At 68.4% G+C, this 19,678-nt stretch carries 3 protein-coding genes; all 3 read left to right on the forward strand.

What is annotated here, in order from left to right; translation table 11 throughout:
* The first annotated feature begins 76 nt into the window (after positions 1-76).
* The gene (locus ACQR3U_RS12810) at positions 77-7,531 is read left to right on the forward strand and encodes an amino acid adenylation domain-containing protein (RefSeq protein ID WP_428692124.1); all 7,455 of its coding nucleotides are present in this window, start codon (positions 77-79) and stop codon (positions 7,529-7,531) included.
* Between the two features lie 274 nt (positions 7,532-7,805).
* A complete protein-coding gene (locus tag ACQR3U_RS12815; RefSeq protein WP_428692125.1) occupies positions 7,806-13,619 on the forward strand; it encodes an amino acid adenylation domain-containing protein in 5,814 nt (1,937 codons plus the stop codon).
* Positions 13,620-13,760: 141 nt separating this feature from the next.
* On the forward strand, positions 13,761-19,595 hold the full coding sequence (locus ACQR3U_RS12820) for an amino acid adenylation domain-containing protein (protein WP_230811502.1): 5,835 nt from the start codon (positions 13,761-13,763) through the stop codon (positions 19,593-19,595).
* The last annotated feature ends 83 nt before the right edge of the window (positions 19,596-19,678 follow it).

Here is a 19,678-nt window from a genome sequence, read left to right on the forward strand (position 1 = left end):
TTCGGGTGGATGACTATGCTTGCTCGGTTCGCAGGCGCGACCACTGGTATCGAAAGCGAAGGGTGTGGGCTTTTTCATGCGTTCACGACACGACGGCAGCGCGGACGGAGCCACTCCGGTAAACGCATCGCGATCGAGTGACGCGGACTCGCACGTATCTCCGGCCGATCGCGCTCGTGCCCGGGCGTCGCGTCCCGAACGTGCTCCCCGCCCCGAACGTGCTCCCCGCCCCGAGCGTGCCGCGCGTTCCGAGCGTGCTGCCCGCCCGGAGCGGCGTGGGCGTGGTCGTCGTGGTGTGTTGTTGCCGCAGTTGTTGGTGTCGGCGGTGGAGTCGGCCGGTGATGCGGTGGCGGTGGTGGAGGGTTCTCGGTCGTTGTCGTATCGGGAGCTCGATGCGGTGTCGTCGCGGTGGGCGCGGTGGTTGATCGGTCGTGGGGTGGGGCCGGGGGATGCGGTGGTGGTGGCGGTGCCGCGGTCGCTCGAGTCGGTGGTGGTGTTGTGGGCGGTGGCGAAGTCGGGGGCGACGTTCGTGCCGGTGGATCCGGGTTATCCGGCCGAGCGGGTGCAGTTCATGGTGGCCGATTCGGGTGCGGTGTTGGCGTTGACGGTGGCGTCGGTGGCGCAGGTGGTGGCCGGGTCGGCGGGGTCGGTGCCGGTGGTGGTGGTCGACGAGGTGTCGGTGGCCGCGCAGGTGCGGGGGTTGTCGTCGCGGCCGGTCTCGTATGCGGATCGGGTGCGTTCGCTCGAGCCGTCGGATGCGGCGTGGATGATTTATACCTCGGGGTCGACGGGGCGGCCGAAGGGTGTGGTGGTCTCGCATGCCGGTGTCGGTGGGGTGATTGCGGCCGAGCGTGAGCATTTCGGGGTCGATGGCTCGTCGCGGGTGTTGCATGTGTGTTCGCCGAGTTTCGATGTGTCGTTGCTCGAGTTGGGGGTGGGGTTCTCGGCGGGGGCGACGGTGGTGGTGGCGCCGGCGGGGGTTGGTGGTGGTCCGGATCTGGCGGATGTGATTGCGTCGCAGTCGGTGTCGCATGTGTTCATGACGCCGGGTGCGTTGGGGTCGATGGATCCTGCCGGGTTGGATGCTCTGCGTGTGGTGGTCGTGGCGGGTGAGTCGTTCACCCCGGATCTGGTGCGGCGGTGGTCGGTGCCGGGTCGGCGGCGGTTCTTCAATGCCTATGGTCCGACGGAGACGACGATTCTGGCGACCTCGTCGGCGGAGTTGGTGCCCGATGCGCCGGTGGTGATCGGGTCGGCGATCGCGGGGGTGGGGGCGTTCGTGCTCGATGAGCGGTTGCGTCCGGTGCCCGAGGGTGTGGTCGGTGAGTTGTATGTGGCCGGGGCGCAGGTGGCGCGGGGTTATCACGGTCGGTTCGGGTTGACCGCGGCGCGGTTCGTGGCCGATCCGTTCACTCCGGGTGGTCGGATGTACCGGACGGGGGATCTGGTGCGTCGGGGCGGCGATGGGGTGTTCGAGTATGTGGGGCGCAGTGATTTCCAGGTCAAGATTCGGGGGTTCCGGATCGAGTTGGGGGAGATCGATGCGGTGTTGTCGTCGGTGCCGGGGGTCGGTTTCGCGGTGACGGTGGGGGCGGCGTTGGCGTCGGGGGAGTCGGCGTTGGTGTCGTATGTGGTGCCCGAGGCGGGGGCGGTGCTCGATCCGGCGCAGGTGCGCGCGTCGGTGGGGGAGGTGTTGCCCGGTTATATGGTGCCGTCGTCGGTGACGGTGCTCGACGAGGTGCCGCTGACGCCGGTGGGGAAGGTCGATCGGGCGGCGTTGCCGGCGCCGGTGTTCGAGGTGGCCGAGTATCGGGCGCCGCGGACACCAGTGGAGATCGCGGTGGCCGAGGAGGTCGCGCAGGTTCTGGGGGTCGAGCGGGTCGGGTTGGATGATTCGTTCGTCGATCTGGGGGGTAATTCGTTGGCGGCGACGCGGTTGGTGGCGCGGTTGTCGGCGCGTTTGGGGTATCGGGTGGCGGTGCCGGTGGTGTTCGAGACGTCGTCGGTGCAAGAGTTGGCGGCCCGTGTCGATATCGACACCGCCGGTGCCGGTGCCGGTGCCGGGACTGTGGTGTTGGCGGTGCGGGAGCGTCCGGAGCGGGTGCCGTTGTCGTTGGCGCAGCAACGCATGTGGTTCCTCAACCGGCTCGAACCGCACTCCGCCGTGAACAACATCCCTGTGGCCATTCGCCTTTCGGGACGACTGGACACCAACGCGTTGCAGGCGGCGGTCTCCGACGTGGTGAAACGCCACGAATCGCTTCGCACCGTCTACCCCGAGATCGACGGTGTCGGCTACCAGCAGGTGCTGCCCGCCGCGGACGCGGTCGTCGAGGTCCGCCCCGAGATCGTCGACGCCGACGAGGTCCCGGCCAGGGTCGCCGAAGCGGTCACCACCGGCTTCGATGTGACGCAACAGGTTCCGATCCGAGTGCGCCTGTTCTCCGTGGCCCCGGACGAGCACGTGCTCGTCGTCGTGGTGCACCACATCTCCGCCGACGGCTACTCGATGGGACCGCTGACCCGCGACGTGGTGACGGCCTACGCCGCGCGTGTCGCGGGCGGGGAACCCGGATGGGCACCGCTCGAGGTGCAGTACGCGGACTACACACTCTGGCAGCGCGAGATCCTCGGAGACGAGTCCGACCCCGAGTCGCTCATGGCGCGGGAGACCGATTTCTGGAAGCGGACCCTCGCGGATCTGCCGGAAGAGTCGACGCTGCCGTCCGATCGTCCCCGGCCGGCCGTCGCGAGCTATCGGGGTGCCTCACACCGGCTCACCCTCGACGAGCGCGTCCGCGCAGCGATCGCCGATCTGGCCCGCCGCAGCGGCGCAACGGAATTCATGGTCGTCCACGCCGCGCTCGCTGTACTTCTGGCGCGGCTCGGCGGCAACGACGACATCACGATCGGTACCCCCGTCGCCGGCCGCGGCGACGCCGCGCTCGACGACCTGGTGGGCATGTTCGTCAACACCCTGGTGCTGCGTACACCAGTCGAGTCCGGGGCGTCCTTCGGCGACTTCCTCGACTCGGTGCGCACGGCCGACCTCGAGGCGTTCACGCACGCCGACGTGCCGTTCGAGCGGCTCGTCGAGGTGCTCGATCCGCCTCGTTCGCAGGCACGTCATCCGCTCTTCCAGGTCATGCTCACCTTCCAGAACATGCCGGTCTCGCAGCTGGAACTGCCCGAGCTCACCGTCTCCGGTATCGACTTCGACGCGCAGGTCGCCAAGTTCGACCTGCAGGTCACCGTCGCGGATGTCGTCGACGCCGCCGGCGATCCCTCCGGTCTCGTGGTGGAGTTCAACTACGCCACCGAACTGTTCGATCAGCAGACCGTCGCCGCTGTCGCAGAACGGTTCTCGCGGATCCTCCAGGCGGTCACCACCGATCCGCGCATCGCGGTCGGCGACGTGCCGCTCGTCACCGACGACGAACTCGACCGCATCCTCACCGAGTGGAACACGCTCGGCGAATCCGTCCCGGTCGTCGAACCGGCCACGCTGGCTGCACGTTTCGACGCAGCCGTGTGCGCCCACGCCGCGAATGCCGCGGTGACCCACGGCGAGACGACCCTCACGTACGCCGAGCTCGGTGCCCGCGCGAATCGGATCGCACGCCGGCTCGTCGGCGCCGGCGTCGGACCGGGAACTCTCGTCGCGGTGGCCCTGCCGCGGACCGAGGACCTCGTGGTCGCCCTCACCGCGGTCGTGCTCTCCGGCGGCGCCTACCTGCCGATCGACACCGCTCACCCGCAGGACCGTGTGCGGTACATCCTCGACCAGGCGCGGCCCCGCGTGATCCTCACCTCCGATGCACTCGGAGACGAGCCCGGAGCGGAGGCGTTGCGCGGCAGCGGAATCGAGATGCTCGATGTCGCCGACGCACAGAACGACGACTCGGTCTCGGCCGATCCGCTCACCGACGCCGACCGGATCGCATCGCCGCAACCGGACGATCTCGCGTACGTCATCTTCACCTCCGGTTCGACCGGCCGCCCCAAGGGTGTCGCCGTCACGCACCGGAACGTGCTGACCCTCTTCGCCAACGCCGAGCCCCGCTTCGGCTTCGGCCCGGACGACGTGTGGACGCTGTTCCACTCCTACGCCTTCGACTTCTCGGTGTGGGAACTGTGGGGACCGCTGCTGTACGGGGGCCGGCTCGTCGTCGTCGACTACCTCACCTCCCGGTCACCCGAGCTGTTCGCGCAGCTCGTGCGGCGCGAGGGCGTCACGGTGCTCAACCAGACGCCGTCGGCGTTCTACCAGTTCGACGAGGCCGATCGCACTCTCGCGGCCGACACGGCACCGCTCGCGCTGCGCTACGTCGTCTTCGGCGGCGAGGCACTCGACCCGGCCCGGCTCGCGGGCTGGTTCGATCGTCACCCCGCCGGCCCACAACTGGTGAACATGTACGGCATCACCGAGACCACGGTGCACGTGTCGTACCAGCGCATCGACCGCGCCCTCGCGAAGGCCGGTGCCGCCAGCGCGATCGGACGCTCGCTTCCCGGATTGGACGCCTACGTCCTCGACCGGCGTCTGCATCCCGTGCCCGCCGGCGTGCCGGGGGAGCTGTACATTTCCGGCGACCAGCTCTCCCGCGGATATCTCGGACGCCCCGACCTGACGGTCGCGCGTTTCGTCGCGAACCCCTTCGGTCGCGGTCGTCTCTACCGCACCGGCGACATCGCGCGGTGGAACGGCGAAGGCATCCTCGAATACGCGGGCCGCAGCGACTCCCAGGTCCAGCTCCGCGGCTTCCGTATCGAACTGGGCGAGATCGAGTCGCAGCTACTGCAGGCTCCGGGTGTCGCACAGGCGGTCGCGATGGTCCGGGACGACGGACTCGGCGAACGTCTCGTCGGTTACGTCGTCGCCCGCACCGGTGAAACCGTCGATCCGGCCGCGGTGCGCGCGCACGCATCCGAATTTCTCACGGGGTACATGGTTCCCGATGTGGTGACCGTGCTCGACGAACTGCCGCTCACGGTGAACGGCAAGCTCGACCGGCGCGCTCTCCCCGTGCCCCGCATCGACATCGACGCCGATCGTTTCCGCGAACCGGCCACCGAATCGGAACGGATCGTCGCGCAGGTCTGGGCCGAGGTGCTGGGTATCGAACGCGTCGGTGCCGACGACTCGTTCTTCGACCTCGGCGGCAACTCCCTCGTCGCGACACGGGTCGTCGCCCGCATCAACGAGGCGACCGGAGCGAGCCTGGCCATCCGGGAACTGTTCGAAGCTCCCACCGTCGCGGGTCTGGCGGCGCGCGTCGATGGCGGCAGTTCCGATCGCGCGGTGCCGGAGCTCGTCGCACGGCCGCGTCCCGATCGCATCCCGCTCTCGCTCGCACAGCAGCGGATGTGGGTGCTCAATCAGCTCGACCCCGGTTCGTCCACCTACAACATCCCCCTGGCGATTCGGCTGCGCGGAAGCCTCGACACCGAGGCACTCGCAGCTTCCGTGCGCGATGTGGTCGAGCGCCACGAGACACTGCGTACCGTCTACCCGTACGACGATCACGGTCCGTACCAGCGGATCCGGTCCGTCGACGCGGTCGAGGAACTGACGGTCGTCACCGCGGGTACCGAGGGAGAGGCGTTCGAGGCGGTCGTGGAGGTCGCGTCGCAGGGCTTCGATGTATCCACAGACGTACCCGTGCGGGGCCGGTTGGTCTCGCTCACGCCGGACGACCACGTCCTCGTGCTCGTCGTGCACCACATCTCGGCGGACGGTGCGTCGCTCGCACCGCTCGCCCGCGACCTCGTGTCGGCGTACATCGGGCGCATCTCCGGCAGCTCCGTCGAGCTCCCTCCGCTCGAGGTGCAGTATGCGGACTTCGCGCTGTGGCAGCAGGACGTGTTCGGGGACGCCGACGATCCGGCATCGCCTGCGGGGAAGCAGCTCGACTACTGGCGTGAACGCCTGGCAGGGGTGCCGGACCTGCTGGACCTTCCCGCCGACCGGCCGCGACCCGCACAAACCAGCACCCGCGGTGCCACGACCATGATCGATGTGTCCGCGGATACCCGTGCTCGCCTCGACATTCTCGCCTCGGAACATCGTGCCTCGCTGTTCATGGTGGTGCATGCCGCTCTCGCGGTGTTGCTGTCGAGACTGAGCAGTTCGCGCGACGTCGTGATCGGGACGGCAGTGGCCGGGCGCGGTGCTCGGGCACTCGACGACGTGGTCGGCATGTTCGTCAACACGCTGGCACTGCGCAGCGACGTCGACCCGGCCACGGCGTTCGACGCCCTGCTCGACACGGTCCGAGCCGGCGACCTCGAAGCCTTCGCGAATGCGGACGTGCCGTTCGAGCGTGTCGTGGACGAACTGGGGATCGCTCGTTCGAGCTCCCGGCATCCGGTCTTCCAGACGGTGCTGTCCTTCCAGAACCTCGACCCCGTGCGTATGGAACTGCCGGAGCTGACCGTCGAAGCGCTCGACACGGGAGAGCTCTCCGCCAAGTTCGATCTGCAGGTCACGGTGGAGCCTCGGGAGGACTCCGCGAGCGGGCCGGGTGGGATGGCCGTTGCCTTCACCTACGCGACCGATCTGTTCGACGCGGACACCGCGGAGGCCTACGCGCGTCGATTCGTGGCGGTGCTCGACGCGGTGGCCGCCGATCCCGCCGCGGTGGTCGGGGACATCGATATCCGGACCGCTGACGAGGTCGCGGTGGTCACCGGTGCCCCTCGCGCCGTGCCGGAGTCGTCTTCGCAGGTCCCCGATACGACGATCGCCCAGGAACTGCGCGTTGTGGTCGAATCGGATCCGGACGCTCCTGCCGTCGTGTTCGGCGAGACCGAGTCGACCTTCGCGGAGGTCGAGAAACGATCCTCTCGGTGGGCGCGGCATCTGATCTCGCTCGGTGCGGGTCCGGGCGAGACCGTCGCCGTTGATGTCCCCGCCGGAATCGACCTGGTGACCGCGATCTGGGCAACCGTGAAGGCGGGGGCCGCGATCGCGGTGGGGACGTCCTCCGAGGCTCGTTGGATTCTCACGACCTCACAGCGCACCGCCGACGGCTCGGCGGTTCTGCTTCCGATGGACGACCCGGAACTGGTGTCGAGGGTGTCGGTGCAATCGGAGCGCCCCATCGCCTACACCGAGCGCACGTCCGTCCTCCGTGCCGGGGACCCTGCGCTGAGGCTGCCGCAGGGCGACCTCACTCAGGGACGTGCGGTGGCTGCTCTTCGCCGCGATCACACCGAGTTCGGTCTCACCTACGATGCTCGGATCCTGGTGTCAGGGCGGGCGGCAGACCCCTGGTCGGTATATGCGGTGCTCGCTGCCGCACTGGCCGGTGCTGTCGTGATCGTTCCCGAAAACCGTGACGATCTCGCCCGTGCTGCGGAAGAGGAATGGGTGACACACGCATTCGTTCCCGGTGATGCGGTGGCCGACCTCGTCGGCTGTGCGGATCTCGAGTTCGTCTCGGTCACGGACGGGATCGGGACGGCGGCTTCCGAATCGGTCGACGCCACCATCTGCGCGAGAACTCACCCGTGGTCGTCCGGTTCATGATCGACTTCTCGGGGTGACACTCGGGACGGATTGTGATCTGTGACGAACACGAGCGCCCGACGGCCCTCCCCGTCGGGAGTGCAGGACACGTGACCGAACGGTAACTTTACCGTGACCGGGGCCGTCGGGGTGCTCCGACGGGAGGAGTTGTCACGTGGCCGAGGCGGGGTCCGAACGAGGAATCGACAGGTTCGGAGGAGCCGCGACACAGTCGCGGAGTGGTCGCCGGTCCGGCGGACCCCGCCCGGAGCGGCGTGGGCGTGGTCGTCGTGGTGTGTTGTTGCCGCAGTTGTTGGTGTCGGCGGTGGAGTCGGCCGGTGATGCGGTGGCGGTGGTGGAGGGTTCTCGGTCGTTGTCGTATCGGGAGCTCGATGCGGTGTCGTCGCGGTGGGCGCGGTGGTTGATCGGTCGTGGGGTGGGGCCGGGGGATGCGGTGGTGGTGGCGGTGCCGCGGTCGCTCGAGTCGGTGGTGGTGTTGTGGGCGGTGGCGAAGTCGGGGGCGACGTTCGTGCCGGTGGATCCGGGTTATCCGGCCGAGCGGGTGCAGTTCATGGTGGCCGATTCGGGTGCGGTGTTGGCGTTGACGGTGGCGTCGGTGGCGCAGGTGGTGGCCGGGTCGGCGGGGTCGGTGCCGGTGGTGGTGGTCGACGAGGTGTCGGTGGCCGCGCAGGTGCGGGGGTTGTCGTCGCGGCCGGTCTCGTATGCGGATCGGGTGCGTTCGCTCGAGCCGTCGGATGCGGCGTGGATGATTTATACCTCGGGGTCGACGGGGCGGCCGAAGGGTGTGGTGGTCTCGCATGCCGGTGTCGGTGGGGTGATTGCGGCCGAGCGTGAGCATTTCGGGGTCGATGGCTCGTCGCGGGTGTTGCATGTGTGTTCGCCGAGTTTCGATGTGTCGTTGCTCGAGTTGGGGGTGGGGTTCTCGGCGGGGGCGACGGTGGTGGTGGCGCCGGCGGGGGTTGGTGGTGGTCCGGATCTGGCGGATGTGATTGCGTCGCAGTCGGTGTCGCATGTGTTCATGACGCCGGGTGCGTTGGGGTCGATGGATCCTGCCGGGTTGGATGCTCTGCGTGTGGTGGTCGTGGCGGGTGAGTCGTTCACCCCGGATCTGGTGCGGCGGTGGTCGGTGCCGGGTCGGCGGCGGTTCTTCAATGCCTATGGTCCGACGGAGACGACGATTCTGGCGACCTCGTCGGCGGAGTTGGTGCCCGATGCGCCGGTGGTGATCGGGTCGGCGATCGCGGGGGTGGGGGCGTTCGTGCTCGATGAGCGGTTGCGTCCGGTGCCCGAGGGTGTGGTCGGTGAGTTGTATGTGGCCGGGGCGCAGGTGGCGCGGGGTTATCACGGTCGGTTCGGGTTGACCGCGGCGCGGTTCGTGGCCGATCCGTTCACTCCGGGTGGTCGGATGTACCGGACGGGGGATCTGGTGCGTCGGGGCGGCGATGGGGTGTTCGAGTATGTGGGGCGCAGTGATTTCCAGGTCAAGATTCGGGGGTTCCGGATCGAGTTGGGGGAGATCGATGCGGTGTTGTCGTCGGTGCCGGGGGTCGGTTTCGCGGTGACGGTGGGGGCGGCGTTGGCGTCGGGGGAGTCGGCGTTGGTGTCGTATGTGGTGCCCGAGGCGGGGGCGGTGCTCGATCCGGCGCAGGTGCGCGCGTCGGTGGGGGAGGTGTTGCCCGGTTATATGGTGCCGTCGTCGGTGACGGTGCTCGACGAGGTGCCGCTGACGCCGGTGGGGAAGGTCGATCGGGCGGCGTTGCCGGCGCCGGTGTTCGAGGTGGCCGAGTATCGGGCGCCGCGGACACCAGTGGAGATCGCGGTGGCCGAGGAGGTCGCGCAGGTTCTGGGGGTCGAGCGGGTCGGGTTGGATGATTCGTTCGTCGATCTGGGGGGTAATTCGTTGGCGGCGACGCGGTTGGTGGCGCGGTTGTCGGCGCGTTTGGGGTATCGGGTGGCGGTGCCGGTGGTGTTCGAGACGTCGTCGGTGCAAGAGTTGGCGGCCCGTGTCGATATCGACACCGCCGGTGCCGGTGCCGGTGCCGGGACTGTGGTGTTGGCGGTGCGGGAGCGTCCGGAGCGGGTGCCGTTGTCGTTGGCGCAGCAACGCATGTGGTTCCTCAACCGTGTCGATTCGTCTGCGGCCTATAACATTCCGGTCGTCGTCCGGTTCACCGGAGCGCTCGACGCAGACGCGCTCGGCCGTGCGATCGATGACGTCGTGGCCAGGCACGAGTCGTTGCGGACGGTCTACCCGGAGGTCGACGGCCGTCCCGTACAGCACATTCTCGGTGCGGACTCGGTGCGGTCCGTGCTCGTCCCGGTCGACATCTCGCCGGATGCGCTGGCCGGCAGGATCGAACGAGTCGTCTGCACTCGATTCGATGTCACACGTGAGGTCCCGTTCCTCGTCGAACTCCTCCGGACGGCGCCGGAGGAGCACGTGCTCGTCGTCGTGGTGCACCACATCTCCGCCGACGGCTACTCGATGGGGCCGCTGACCCGGGATCTTGCGGCTTGCTACGTCGCCCGACTCTCCGGTTCGGAACCGCGGCTCCCCGAATTGTCCGTGCAGTACGCGGACTACACACTCTGGCAGCGCGAGATCCTCGGCGACGAGTCCGATCCCGGCTCGATGTCCTCCCGACAGATGGATTTCTGGCGTCGCGCCCTCGACGGAATCCCCGACCGGATCGACCTTCCCGCCGATCACCCGCGGCCGAAGGTGCAGTCGTATCGTGGTGCAAGCGTGGATGTCTCGATCGGTACGGAGGTCCACACGGCGCTCCGGGCACTTGCGCAGGATCACGGCGCCACGCCGTTCATGGTGGTTCACGCGGCGTTCGCGGTGCTGCTCTCCCGGATGTCCGGCATGCGCGACATCGTGGTCGGCACTCCCGTCGCGGGACGGAACGACCCGGCACTGGACGACCTCGTCGGAATGTTCGTCAACACCATCGTCTTCCGGGCCGAGGTAGATCTCGCGGAGTCGTTCTCCACTCTGCTCTCCCGGGTCCGGAAGGCGGACCTCGCCGCGTTCGCGCACGCCGACGTGCCGTTCGAGCGTCTCGTCGAGGTGCTCGATCCGGTGCGGTCTCTCGCGCACCACCCGTTGTTCCAGGTCGGATTGTCCTTCCAGAACCTGTCGCGCGCGTATCTCGACCTACCGGGTCTCGAGGCCGAAAGTCTCGCAGCGGAAAGGAACGTCTCCCAATTCGATCTGCACCTGATCCTCGCCGAACGCTACGACGGCGAGGGCGTGGTGGACGGGTTGGCCGGTGTGCTCACCTACGCGACAGATCTCTTCGAGGAGTCCACCGCGCAGGCACTCGCGGACATGTTCGTGCGCCTGGTTCGCGACCTCGTGACCGACCCCACGCGGCCGGTGGGCGACGCACAGATGCTCGACCCCGCGCAACGCACCCGCCTCCTGCACATCTCGGGCGGCCGGCGACACCCGGCCGACGCGCAGACGCTACCGGAGCTCTTCCGCAGAAACGTATCCCGTGTCCGGGAGGCCACCGCGGTGGTCCACCCCGGCGGACGAGCGTCGTACCGGGAATTCGCTGCGCGGGTGAACCGTACGGCACGCGCACTCGTCGCAGCAGGTGTCGGACCCGAGACCCGGGTGGGACTTCTGATGCCGAACTCTCTCGAGCTCGTCGTCGCGATGTTCGCCGTCTCGACGGCCGGCGGCGCCTACGTGCCCCTCGATCCTTCTCTGCCGTCCGGCCGGATCGAACAGATCGTGGACACCGCCCGTCCCGCGCTCGTTCTCCGTTCGTCGAAGACGACCGGCGCAACCCGCACGGTCGATACCCGTGACGCGGTTCTGTTCGACATCGACGACCCGGCGTGGGAAGAGTTGCCGGCGGACGATCTCACCGATGCGGACCGGACTTCGCCGCTGTCACCCGACAATGCGGCCTACGTGCTGTTCACCTCGGGCTCCACGGGAACACCGAAGGGAGTGGTCGTCCCGCACCGGGCGGTGGTGAACCAGCTGGAATGGATCCGTTCCCGGTTCGGAGCGGACCACCGTGAAGTGGCAGTGCTGCACACACCGCCGACCTTCGACCTGTCGGTGTGGGAGTTCTGGGGTGCGCTCACTTCCGGGGGATGCCTGGTCGTTCCGCCGCCCGGACGGTATCTCGATCCTGCGGCGATGCTGGCCTTGATGGACCGGGAGGAGGTCACCACCTTCCACTCCGTACCGACCATGCTCGATATGCTCACCGCGGCAGCGACCGGCGGATATCCCGCCTCGTTGCGCCGGGTGCTGTCCATCGGGGAAGCGCTGTCGCCCGCCTCGGCCGAGGGATTCCGGAAGTGCTCGGATGCCGTGCTGACGAATCTCTACGGTCCCACCGAGGCGACCGTCTCGGTCACTGCCCACGAGGTGCGGGAGGACGACCTGCATGTCGTTCCGATCGGTGTGCCCGCATGGAACACGACCGTGCGCGTGCTCGATGGGCGCCTGAACCCGGTTCCGGTGGGGGTCGTGGGCGAGTTGTATCTGGGTGGGGTGCAGCTTGCGCGCGGATACCTCGGCCGTACGGCAGAGACCGCCGCTCGGTTCGTCGCGGACCCGTTCGGCGACGGACGGTTGTACCGCACCGGTGATCTGGTGCGGTGGGTGGAGACATCGGCCGGCACCGAACTCGAGTATGTGGGACGTCGGGACCAGCAGGTGAAGATCCGCGGTTTCCGGGTCGAACTGGCCGAGATCGAGGATGCGCTGCGTTCGTGCCCGGGGGTGATCACCGCCGCTGCGGCGGTGCAGAAAGATGCGGACCGGGGAGACGGGCTGGTGGCCTTCGTCGTGGCGGACGACGACACCGACCTCGACGTGGAAGCGCTACGACCTGCCCTCACCGAGCGGCTGCCGGGATACATGATTCCGACCGCGATCGGCCTGCTCGACCGACTGCCCCGAGGGACCACCGGAAAACTCGACCGCAATGCTCTTCCCGTTCTGCGGGCCGAAGCCGCTCGGTACCGTCCGCCACGGACGGACACCGAAGCAACTGTCGCGTCGGCATTCGCTCGCACGCTCCGGATCGAGCGAGTGGGACGTGACGACGACTTCTTCGCACTCGGCGGCACGTCGTTGCTCGCGATCGCCGTCCACGGCGAGTTGGCGGCTGCGGTGGGGCACACCGTGCCGGTCGAGTGGATCTTCGACAGTCCTGTGGTCGCCGATCTCGCGGAACGGATCGATCGCACCGACCCTACCGGCGAGGACGGACGCAGGGCAGCTTTCGACATCGTGCTACCGCTGCGCACACCGGATGCCGATGGTCCACCGGTGTTCTTCGTGCATCCCGTCGTAGGCCTGGCGTGGAGTTTCGCCGGGCTGGCCGAGTACGTGGAGGACGGACGCCCGGTCTACGGACTGCAGTCACCGGCACTGTCGGGTGACGCGCCGTTACCCGGGACCATCGAGGAATGGGCCGCCGTCTACGTCGAGGCCGTTCGTGAAGTCCGGCCCGCCGGTCCGTATCACCTCGTCGGTTGGTCGATGGGTGGCGTCATCGCTCACGAGATGGCGGTCCGGTTGCAGCGCGCGGGCTCGATCGTCTCGTCGCTGACCCTCCTCGACGCGCACGTACGGATCGTCCTGACCGATCGGGTCGATCCGGCGGAGGTCGCGATGGCAGGCCTGATCGGGGCCGGGCAGGGTGGCGACACACCACCCGCGGGTGTGTTTCGTTTCACAAACAACCCGGCGGACGACAACGGGCCGGCGCTCGGGTCGCTTCCCCTCGACGGGATTCTGCGCGGCATAACCCACTCCTTCGAGGTGCTCGAAGGTCACACACCGGGCCTGTTCGACGGGAACATGTTGTTCGTCGAGGCCGGGAAATCCTCCCGCCGGGAACAGCCTTCGCTTCGGGAATGGGATCCGTTCGTCACCGGTCGCGTGGTGCGGCACATCGTGGACGTCGATCACTGGGGCATCACCTCCGATGAAGGATGCCGTGAGATCGGGCCGATCCTGGCGAAGTTCACCAGCGGTGAGAATGTCCGAATTGCCCAGTCGGGCAACCGGGGAGGCGGAGTCGGTCCGTCCGTTCGAGTGGAGCCCTAGCCCGGCCTGTGCCAGACTCGATCACGATCGGCAGATGTGGACCGGTAGTCGGGGACCAGTCCACACAGATGCTCGATCGATGGGCGCCGCGAACTCTCGCGACGTCTGGTTCTGCGTACCCCCGGCGAGATCGGGGAGGGCATGACCACCAGTGCAATCGGGCCGGAATCGAGTCCGGCGGTGTCCGCAGACGCTCACCGACAGCGCGGTTCTCGCCGGTGGAATCACCGTCTACGCCGCCGTCGCGCGACCGCGCTTCTCCCGCATCTGCTGGCCGCGGCGGTCGAGCGCGATCCTTCCGGTATCGCGATGCTCTCCGAATCGGGATCGACGACCTACGCGGAACTCGACGCCGCTTCGTCACGTCTGGCGCGACTGCTGATCGGCCGTGGTATCGGCCCCGAGGACGTCGTGGCGCTGGCTTTCGTCCGGTCGCCGGAATCGGTGGTCGCCACCTGGGCCGTCGCCAAGACGGGCGCGGCCTTCGTTCCCGTCGACCCCACATACCCGCCCGATCGGGTCGAGCACATGGTGGTCGACTCCGGCGCTGTTACCGGACTGACCCTTTCGGACACCGCTTCCTCGTTGCCGGAGACCGTCGAGTGGCTGCGGATCGATGCACCGGACGTGTCGTCCGAAGCGGAGGCGCTGGCCTCGACCCCGGTGGGCTTCGACGAGCGACGCGGTCCGCTGCGACCGGACAACGCCGCCTACGTCATCTACACGTCCGGTTCGACCGGACGGCCCAAGGGTGTGGTCGTCACCCATACAGGTCTCGCGAACTTCTGTGCGGAGCAGGTCGAACGCTACGGCCTGACGGCCGATTCGCGCACCCTGCACTTCGCATCGCCGAGTTTCGACGCTTCCGTACTCGAACTGCTCCTGGCGGTCGGGGCGTCGTCGACCATGGTCGTGACGCCGCGCTCGGTCTTCGGCGGTGGCGAATTCGCAGAATTCGTTCTGCAACACGGGGTCACCCACGCCTTCGTCACTCCGGCCGCGTTGTCCTCGGTGGACCCGTCCGGGCTCGGCGTGCTGAACACGGTCGTCGTCGGTGGTGAGGCATGCCCGCCCGAACTGGTGACGCGATGGGCTCCCGGACGCCGATTCTTCAACGGCTACGGCCCCACCGAGACGACGATCATGTCGAACATCTCGGACGAACTCGCTCCCGGCGACCGGGTGACGATCGGGCCCCCGATCCGCAACGTGTCGGAGTCCGTGCTGGACTCGCGTCTGCATCCGGTTCCCGCAGGTGTCGTGGGAGAACTGTACGTCTCGGGTCCGGGCGTGGCCCGCGGCTATCACGGACGTCCCGGATTGACGGCGACACGATTCGTCGCGGCTGCCGGAGGCACACGGATGTACCGCACCGGTGACGTCGTCCGTGGACCCGAAAGCGCCGATGCGGGCATCGTCTACGTGGGCCGCAACGACTTCCAGGTGAAGGTGCGCGGTTTCCGCATCGAACTCGGGGAGATCGACGCGGCGCTGTCGTCCTTCCCCGGAGTGGATTTCGCCGTCACCCTCGGCCGTCCGACACCTGCCGGGGAGACACGCCTCGTGGCGTACGTGCACCGTGCCGGTGCGGCGCTCGATGCGGATGTCCTCACCCGCCACGTCGCAGACCTGCTTCCGGCGTACATGGTTCCCGCAGCGGTCGTCGTCCTCGACCGGATTCCCCTCACCCCGTCCGGCAAGGTCGACCGCGCCGCCCTGCCGGAACCCGGGATCACGGCCACCGAGTTCCGTTCCCCCGCGACGGTATCGGAACGGGCGATCGCCGAGGTGTTCGCCGACGTGCTCGGGGTGGACCGGGTCGGGCTCGACGACAACTTCTTCGATCTCGGCGGCAACTCGCTGCTCGCGACCTCCGTCACCGGTCGTCTCCGGACACGGCTCGGAGTCACGGTCGGTGCCGCGGCGCTGTTCGAGGAACCGACCGTCGCGGGACTCGCGTGCCGCCTCGACGCCACCTCGTCCGGCGGAACGGTGCCGCTCGTCGCACGGCTCAGACCCGCACGCCTGCCCCTGTCCTACGCTCAGCAGCGCATGTGGTTCCTCAACCGCCTCGATCCCGAGTCCGCCGTCTACAACATTCCGCTGGCGGTCCGGCTCGCGGGCACCCTCGACATCGACGCGATGCGTACGGCGTTCGCCGACATCGTCGAACGTCACGAGACGCTGCGCACGGTCTACCCGGAGGTCGACGGTACCGGGGAACAGCGCATCCTCGAACCCGGGAGGGTCACGGTCGACGTGCCGGTGGAGCAGGTTCCGGCAGAGGCACTGGTCGAGCGGCTCGCGACCGTCGCCGGACGTGGTTTCGACGTGACCGCGGAGGTGCCGGTCCGCGCGCACCTGTTCGAGACCGGAACCGACGACCACGTGCTCATGCTCGTGATGCACCACATCGCCGGTGACGGCACGTCGCTCGCGCCGCTCGTGCGCGATCTCGTGACCGCGTACACCGCCCGAGCCGAAGGCCGTCCGCCGGCGTGGACGCCGCTGCCGGTGCAGTACGCCGACTACACGCTGTGGCAGCGCGAGGTCCTCGGCAGCGACGACGATCCCGGGTCCGTCGCCGGCCGGCAACTGGCGTACTGGACCGAAGCGCTCGCCGGTATCCCCGACCACCTCGACCTCGCCACCGACCACGTCCGCCCCGCCATCCTCGGCTCGGGTGGCGGCACCGTGCGCACCGAACTCGACGGCGACACCTACGAGTCGATCACCGCGCTGGCACGCCGCACCGGGACGACGCCGTTCATGGTCGTCCACGCCGCGCTCGCGGCGCTGCTGGCGCGACTGTCGAACACCCACGACGTGGTGATCGGGACGCCCGTCGCGGGTCGATCGGCACCCGAGCTCGACGACCTCGTGGGCATGTTCGTCAACATGCTCGCCCTGCGTACCGACGTCGACCTCGGCGCGTCCTTCACCGAACTGCTCGACCAGGCGCGCCGGGTGGACATCGCGGCCTTCGACCACGCCGACGTCCCGTTCGAGCGGCTCGTGGAGGTGCTCGACCCGGTTCGGTCGCCGGCGCGCCATCCCCTCTTTCAAGTGGGCCTGTCGTACCACAATTTCACCCTCGACGCGCTCGAGTTGCCGGGCCTGCGGGTCGAACCGCTCGACGCCTCGTCCTCGTCGGTCCGGTTCGACCTCCACGTCACGATCGTCGACCGCGGCGTGAACGGCGGACCCGGCGGGTTCGACATCGAATTCGGTTACGCCACCGACCTGTTCGACGAGTCGTCCGTCCGCCGCATGGTCGACCGCTATCTGCGGATCCTGTCGGTCGTCGCCGACGACGCGGACGTCGTGGTCGGCGACATCGACCTGCACGATCCCGACCAGCTCGCCGCCATGCTCGAAGCATGGGAGGCCGAGCAGGTCGCGGTGGGCCCCGGCCGGACCCTCGCCGACCTGTTCGCCGACCAGGTCCGCTCAACACCGTCGGCCTGCGCGCTCGTCGATGCGAAGAGCGAACTCACCTACGGTGAATTCGCCACGCGGGTACGCCGTCTCGCACGGATGCTGATCGAACACGGAGTCGGTCCCGAGACGGTCGTCGCCCTCCCCATCCGTCGTTCGATCGATCTCGTCGTCGCGATGTATGCCGTCGTCGAGGCCGGTGGAGCGTACCTGCCGCTCGACCCCGACCATCCCCGCGAGCGGATCGAGTACATCGTGGAGTCGGCCGACCCGGCGTGTGTGCTCACCACCGGCCGCGACCGGATCGACCTCCCCGGTGACCGCCCGACGATCGAGGTCGACACGGTCGATCTCGCCGCGTACGACGGTCGCGCCCTGCGAAACTCCGACCGTCTCGCACCCCTGCGCGCCGGGAACGCGGCGTATGTGATCTACACCTCGGGCTCGACCGGCCGTCCGAAGGGAGTCGTCGTCTCGCACGAGGCGATCGTCAATCAGCTGGTCTGGAAGAAGAACGAGTACCGGCTCGGCGAGGGGGACGCGGTCCTCCTCAAGACCGCCGCGACCTTCGACCTGTCGGTGTGGGAGTTCTGGTCGGCGCCGACCTCGGGTGCGAAGCTCGTCATCGCGTCGCCCGACGGACACCGTGACCCCGCCTACCTCAACGACTTGATCCGCCGCGAGAACGTGACGACCCTGCACGTCGTCCCCTCGATGCTCGATGCGCTGCTCGACGACGCAGAAGGAGAACTGCCGGGTTCGCTACGACGCGTCCTGGCGATCGGCGAGGTACTTCCGGTCGACACCGCGGAGCGCACCCTCGAACACTCCGACACGGACCTCGTCAACCTCTACGGTCCGACCGAAGCGGCGGTCTCGGTGACAGCCCACCGAGTCACCGAGACAGCGGAAACATCCGTGCCCATCGGGTCGCCGATCCCCAACACGCAGGTGTTCGTCCTCGACGACCGCCTGCATCCGGTGCCTCCGGGTGTCGCGGGAGAGCTGTATCTCGCCGGTGCCCAGCTCGCTCGCGGTTATCTCGGGCGTCCCGAGCTCACCTCCGAACGGTTCGTGGCGAACCCGTTCGGTGCACCCGGTACGCGTCTTTACCGCACCGGCGACGTCGTGCGCTGGCGGTTCGACGACGACGGGCTGTCGGGCACGCTCGAATACCTCGATCGCGCCGACTTCCAGGTGAAGGTGCGGGGTTTCCGCATCGAACTGGGGGAGATCGAATCGGCGTTGCGTGCGCTTCCGCAGGTTCGTGACGCCGTCGTCACTGTGCAGAACGGCGATCGGATCGTGGCATTCGTGGTTCCCGTCGCCGAATCCCCCGACATCGCGTCGATCCGCGCCGCGCTGACCCGGACACTGCCGTCCTACATGGTCCCCCAGGGCTTCGTCACGCTCGACGTCCTGCCGCTCAACGTCAACGGTAAGCTCGACCGCAAGGCTCTTCCGGAAGCGGAGGTCGCCTCGGCGCCGTATCGCGCCCCGCGCAGCCGCACGGAGACGGTCGTCGCCTCGATCTACGCGGAAGTGCTCGGTACCCGGGACCGCGTGGGTCTCGACGACGACTTCTTCGGAATCGGGGGCAACTCGCTCAGCGCCGTGAAAGTCGCCGCACGCTTGCGGGACGTCCTCGACGCCCACGTCGAATTGCCCTGGCTCTTCCTGTATTCGGGCGTCGAGGAACTCGCCGCCCGGATCGATGCGCACGGTGACTCGGCGCGAGACGCACTCGGCGACGCAGGCCTGGATCTCGTTCTACCCCTGCGTGCCGGTGGGGAGGGTGCGCCGGTGTTCTGCATCCATCCCGTGACGGGACTCGCATGGGGCTTCGCCGGTCTCGTCCCGTATCTGGGCGACCGTCCCGTCTACGGCCTGCAGTCGCCCGCCCTCGGGGCGAGTGGCGCTCTCCCCTCGAGCATCGATGCGTGGGCGGACGAGTACGCCCGGCGTATCCGGGAGATCCACCCGCACGGTCCCTACCATCTCGTCGGCTGGTCGATGGGAGGCATCCTCGCCCAGGCCGTCGCGATACGACTGCGCCGCGCCGGGCAGGAGGTTCCGACCCTCGCGCTGCTCGACGCCTACCCGGAGACACGAGGCGCTGCGGCTCCGGAGCGGGCGACCGCACCCACCGTCGCCGAGGTCCTCGGTTTCGGCAGGGACGTCCCGGAGGCCTCGGTGCCCTTCACCGAGCTCACCCCCGAGAACGCGCAGAAGATCGTCGAGGGTCTACCGGCCCCGTTCGACGTACTCACCCCGGAGCGGATCGAACGGATCGTCGAGGGTGTGCGTCACTCCTACACCCTCCTCGCGTCACATCGACCCGAGGTCTACGACGGGGACCTGACGGTCTTCGTCGCCGAGGCCGACCGCTCCGCGTCATCCGCAGAGACGTGGTACCCGTTCGTGAACGGACTGGTGACCACGCGCGAGGTCCCCGTCTCCCACTGGGACCTCGCCACCCGGAAGGCTTGGGCCGTGATCGGTCCCGCCCTCGGCCGACGGCTCGATTCGGGGCGCTGACCGGCAAGAACTCGATATCTCTGCCACATGGGGCGAACCGCCGAGGGTCGCCCCATGCGGGCGTGCCCGAGGCTCGTCGTAAC

Source organism: Rhodococcus sp. IEGM1339 (genome assembly GCF_050321925.1).
Lineage (GTDB): Bacteria > Actinomycetota > Actinomycetes > Mycobacteriales > Mycobacteriaceae > Rhodococcus > Rhodococcus pyridinivorans.

Coding starts and splice junctions, on each gene's coding strand:
- ACQR3U_RS12810 (WP_428692124.1), top strand. CDS start 77: ATGCGTTCACGACACGACGGCAGCGCGGACGGAGCCACTCCGGTAAAC.
- ACQR3U_RS12820 (WP_230811502.1), top strand. CDS start 13,761: ATGACCACCAGTGCAATCGGGCCGGAATCGAGTCCGGCGGTGTCCGCA.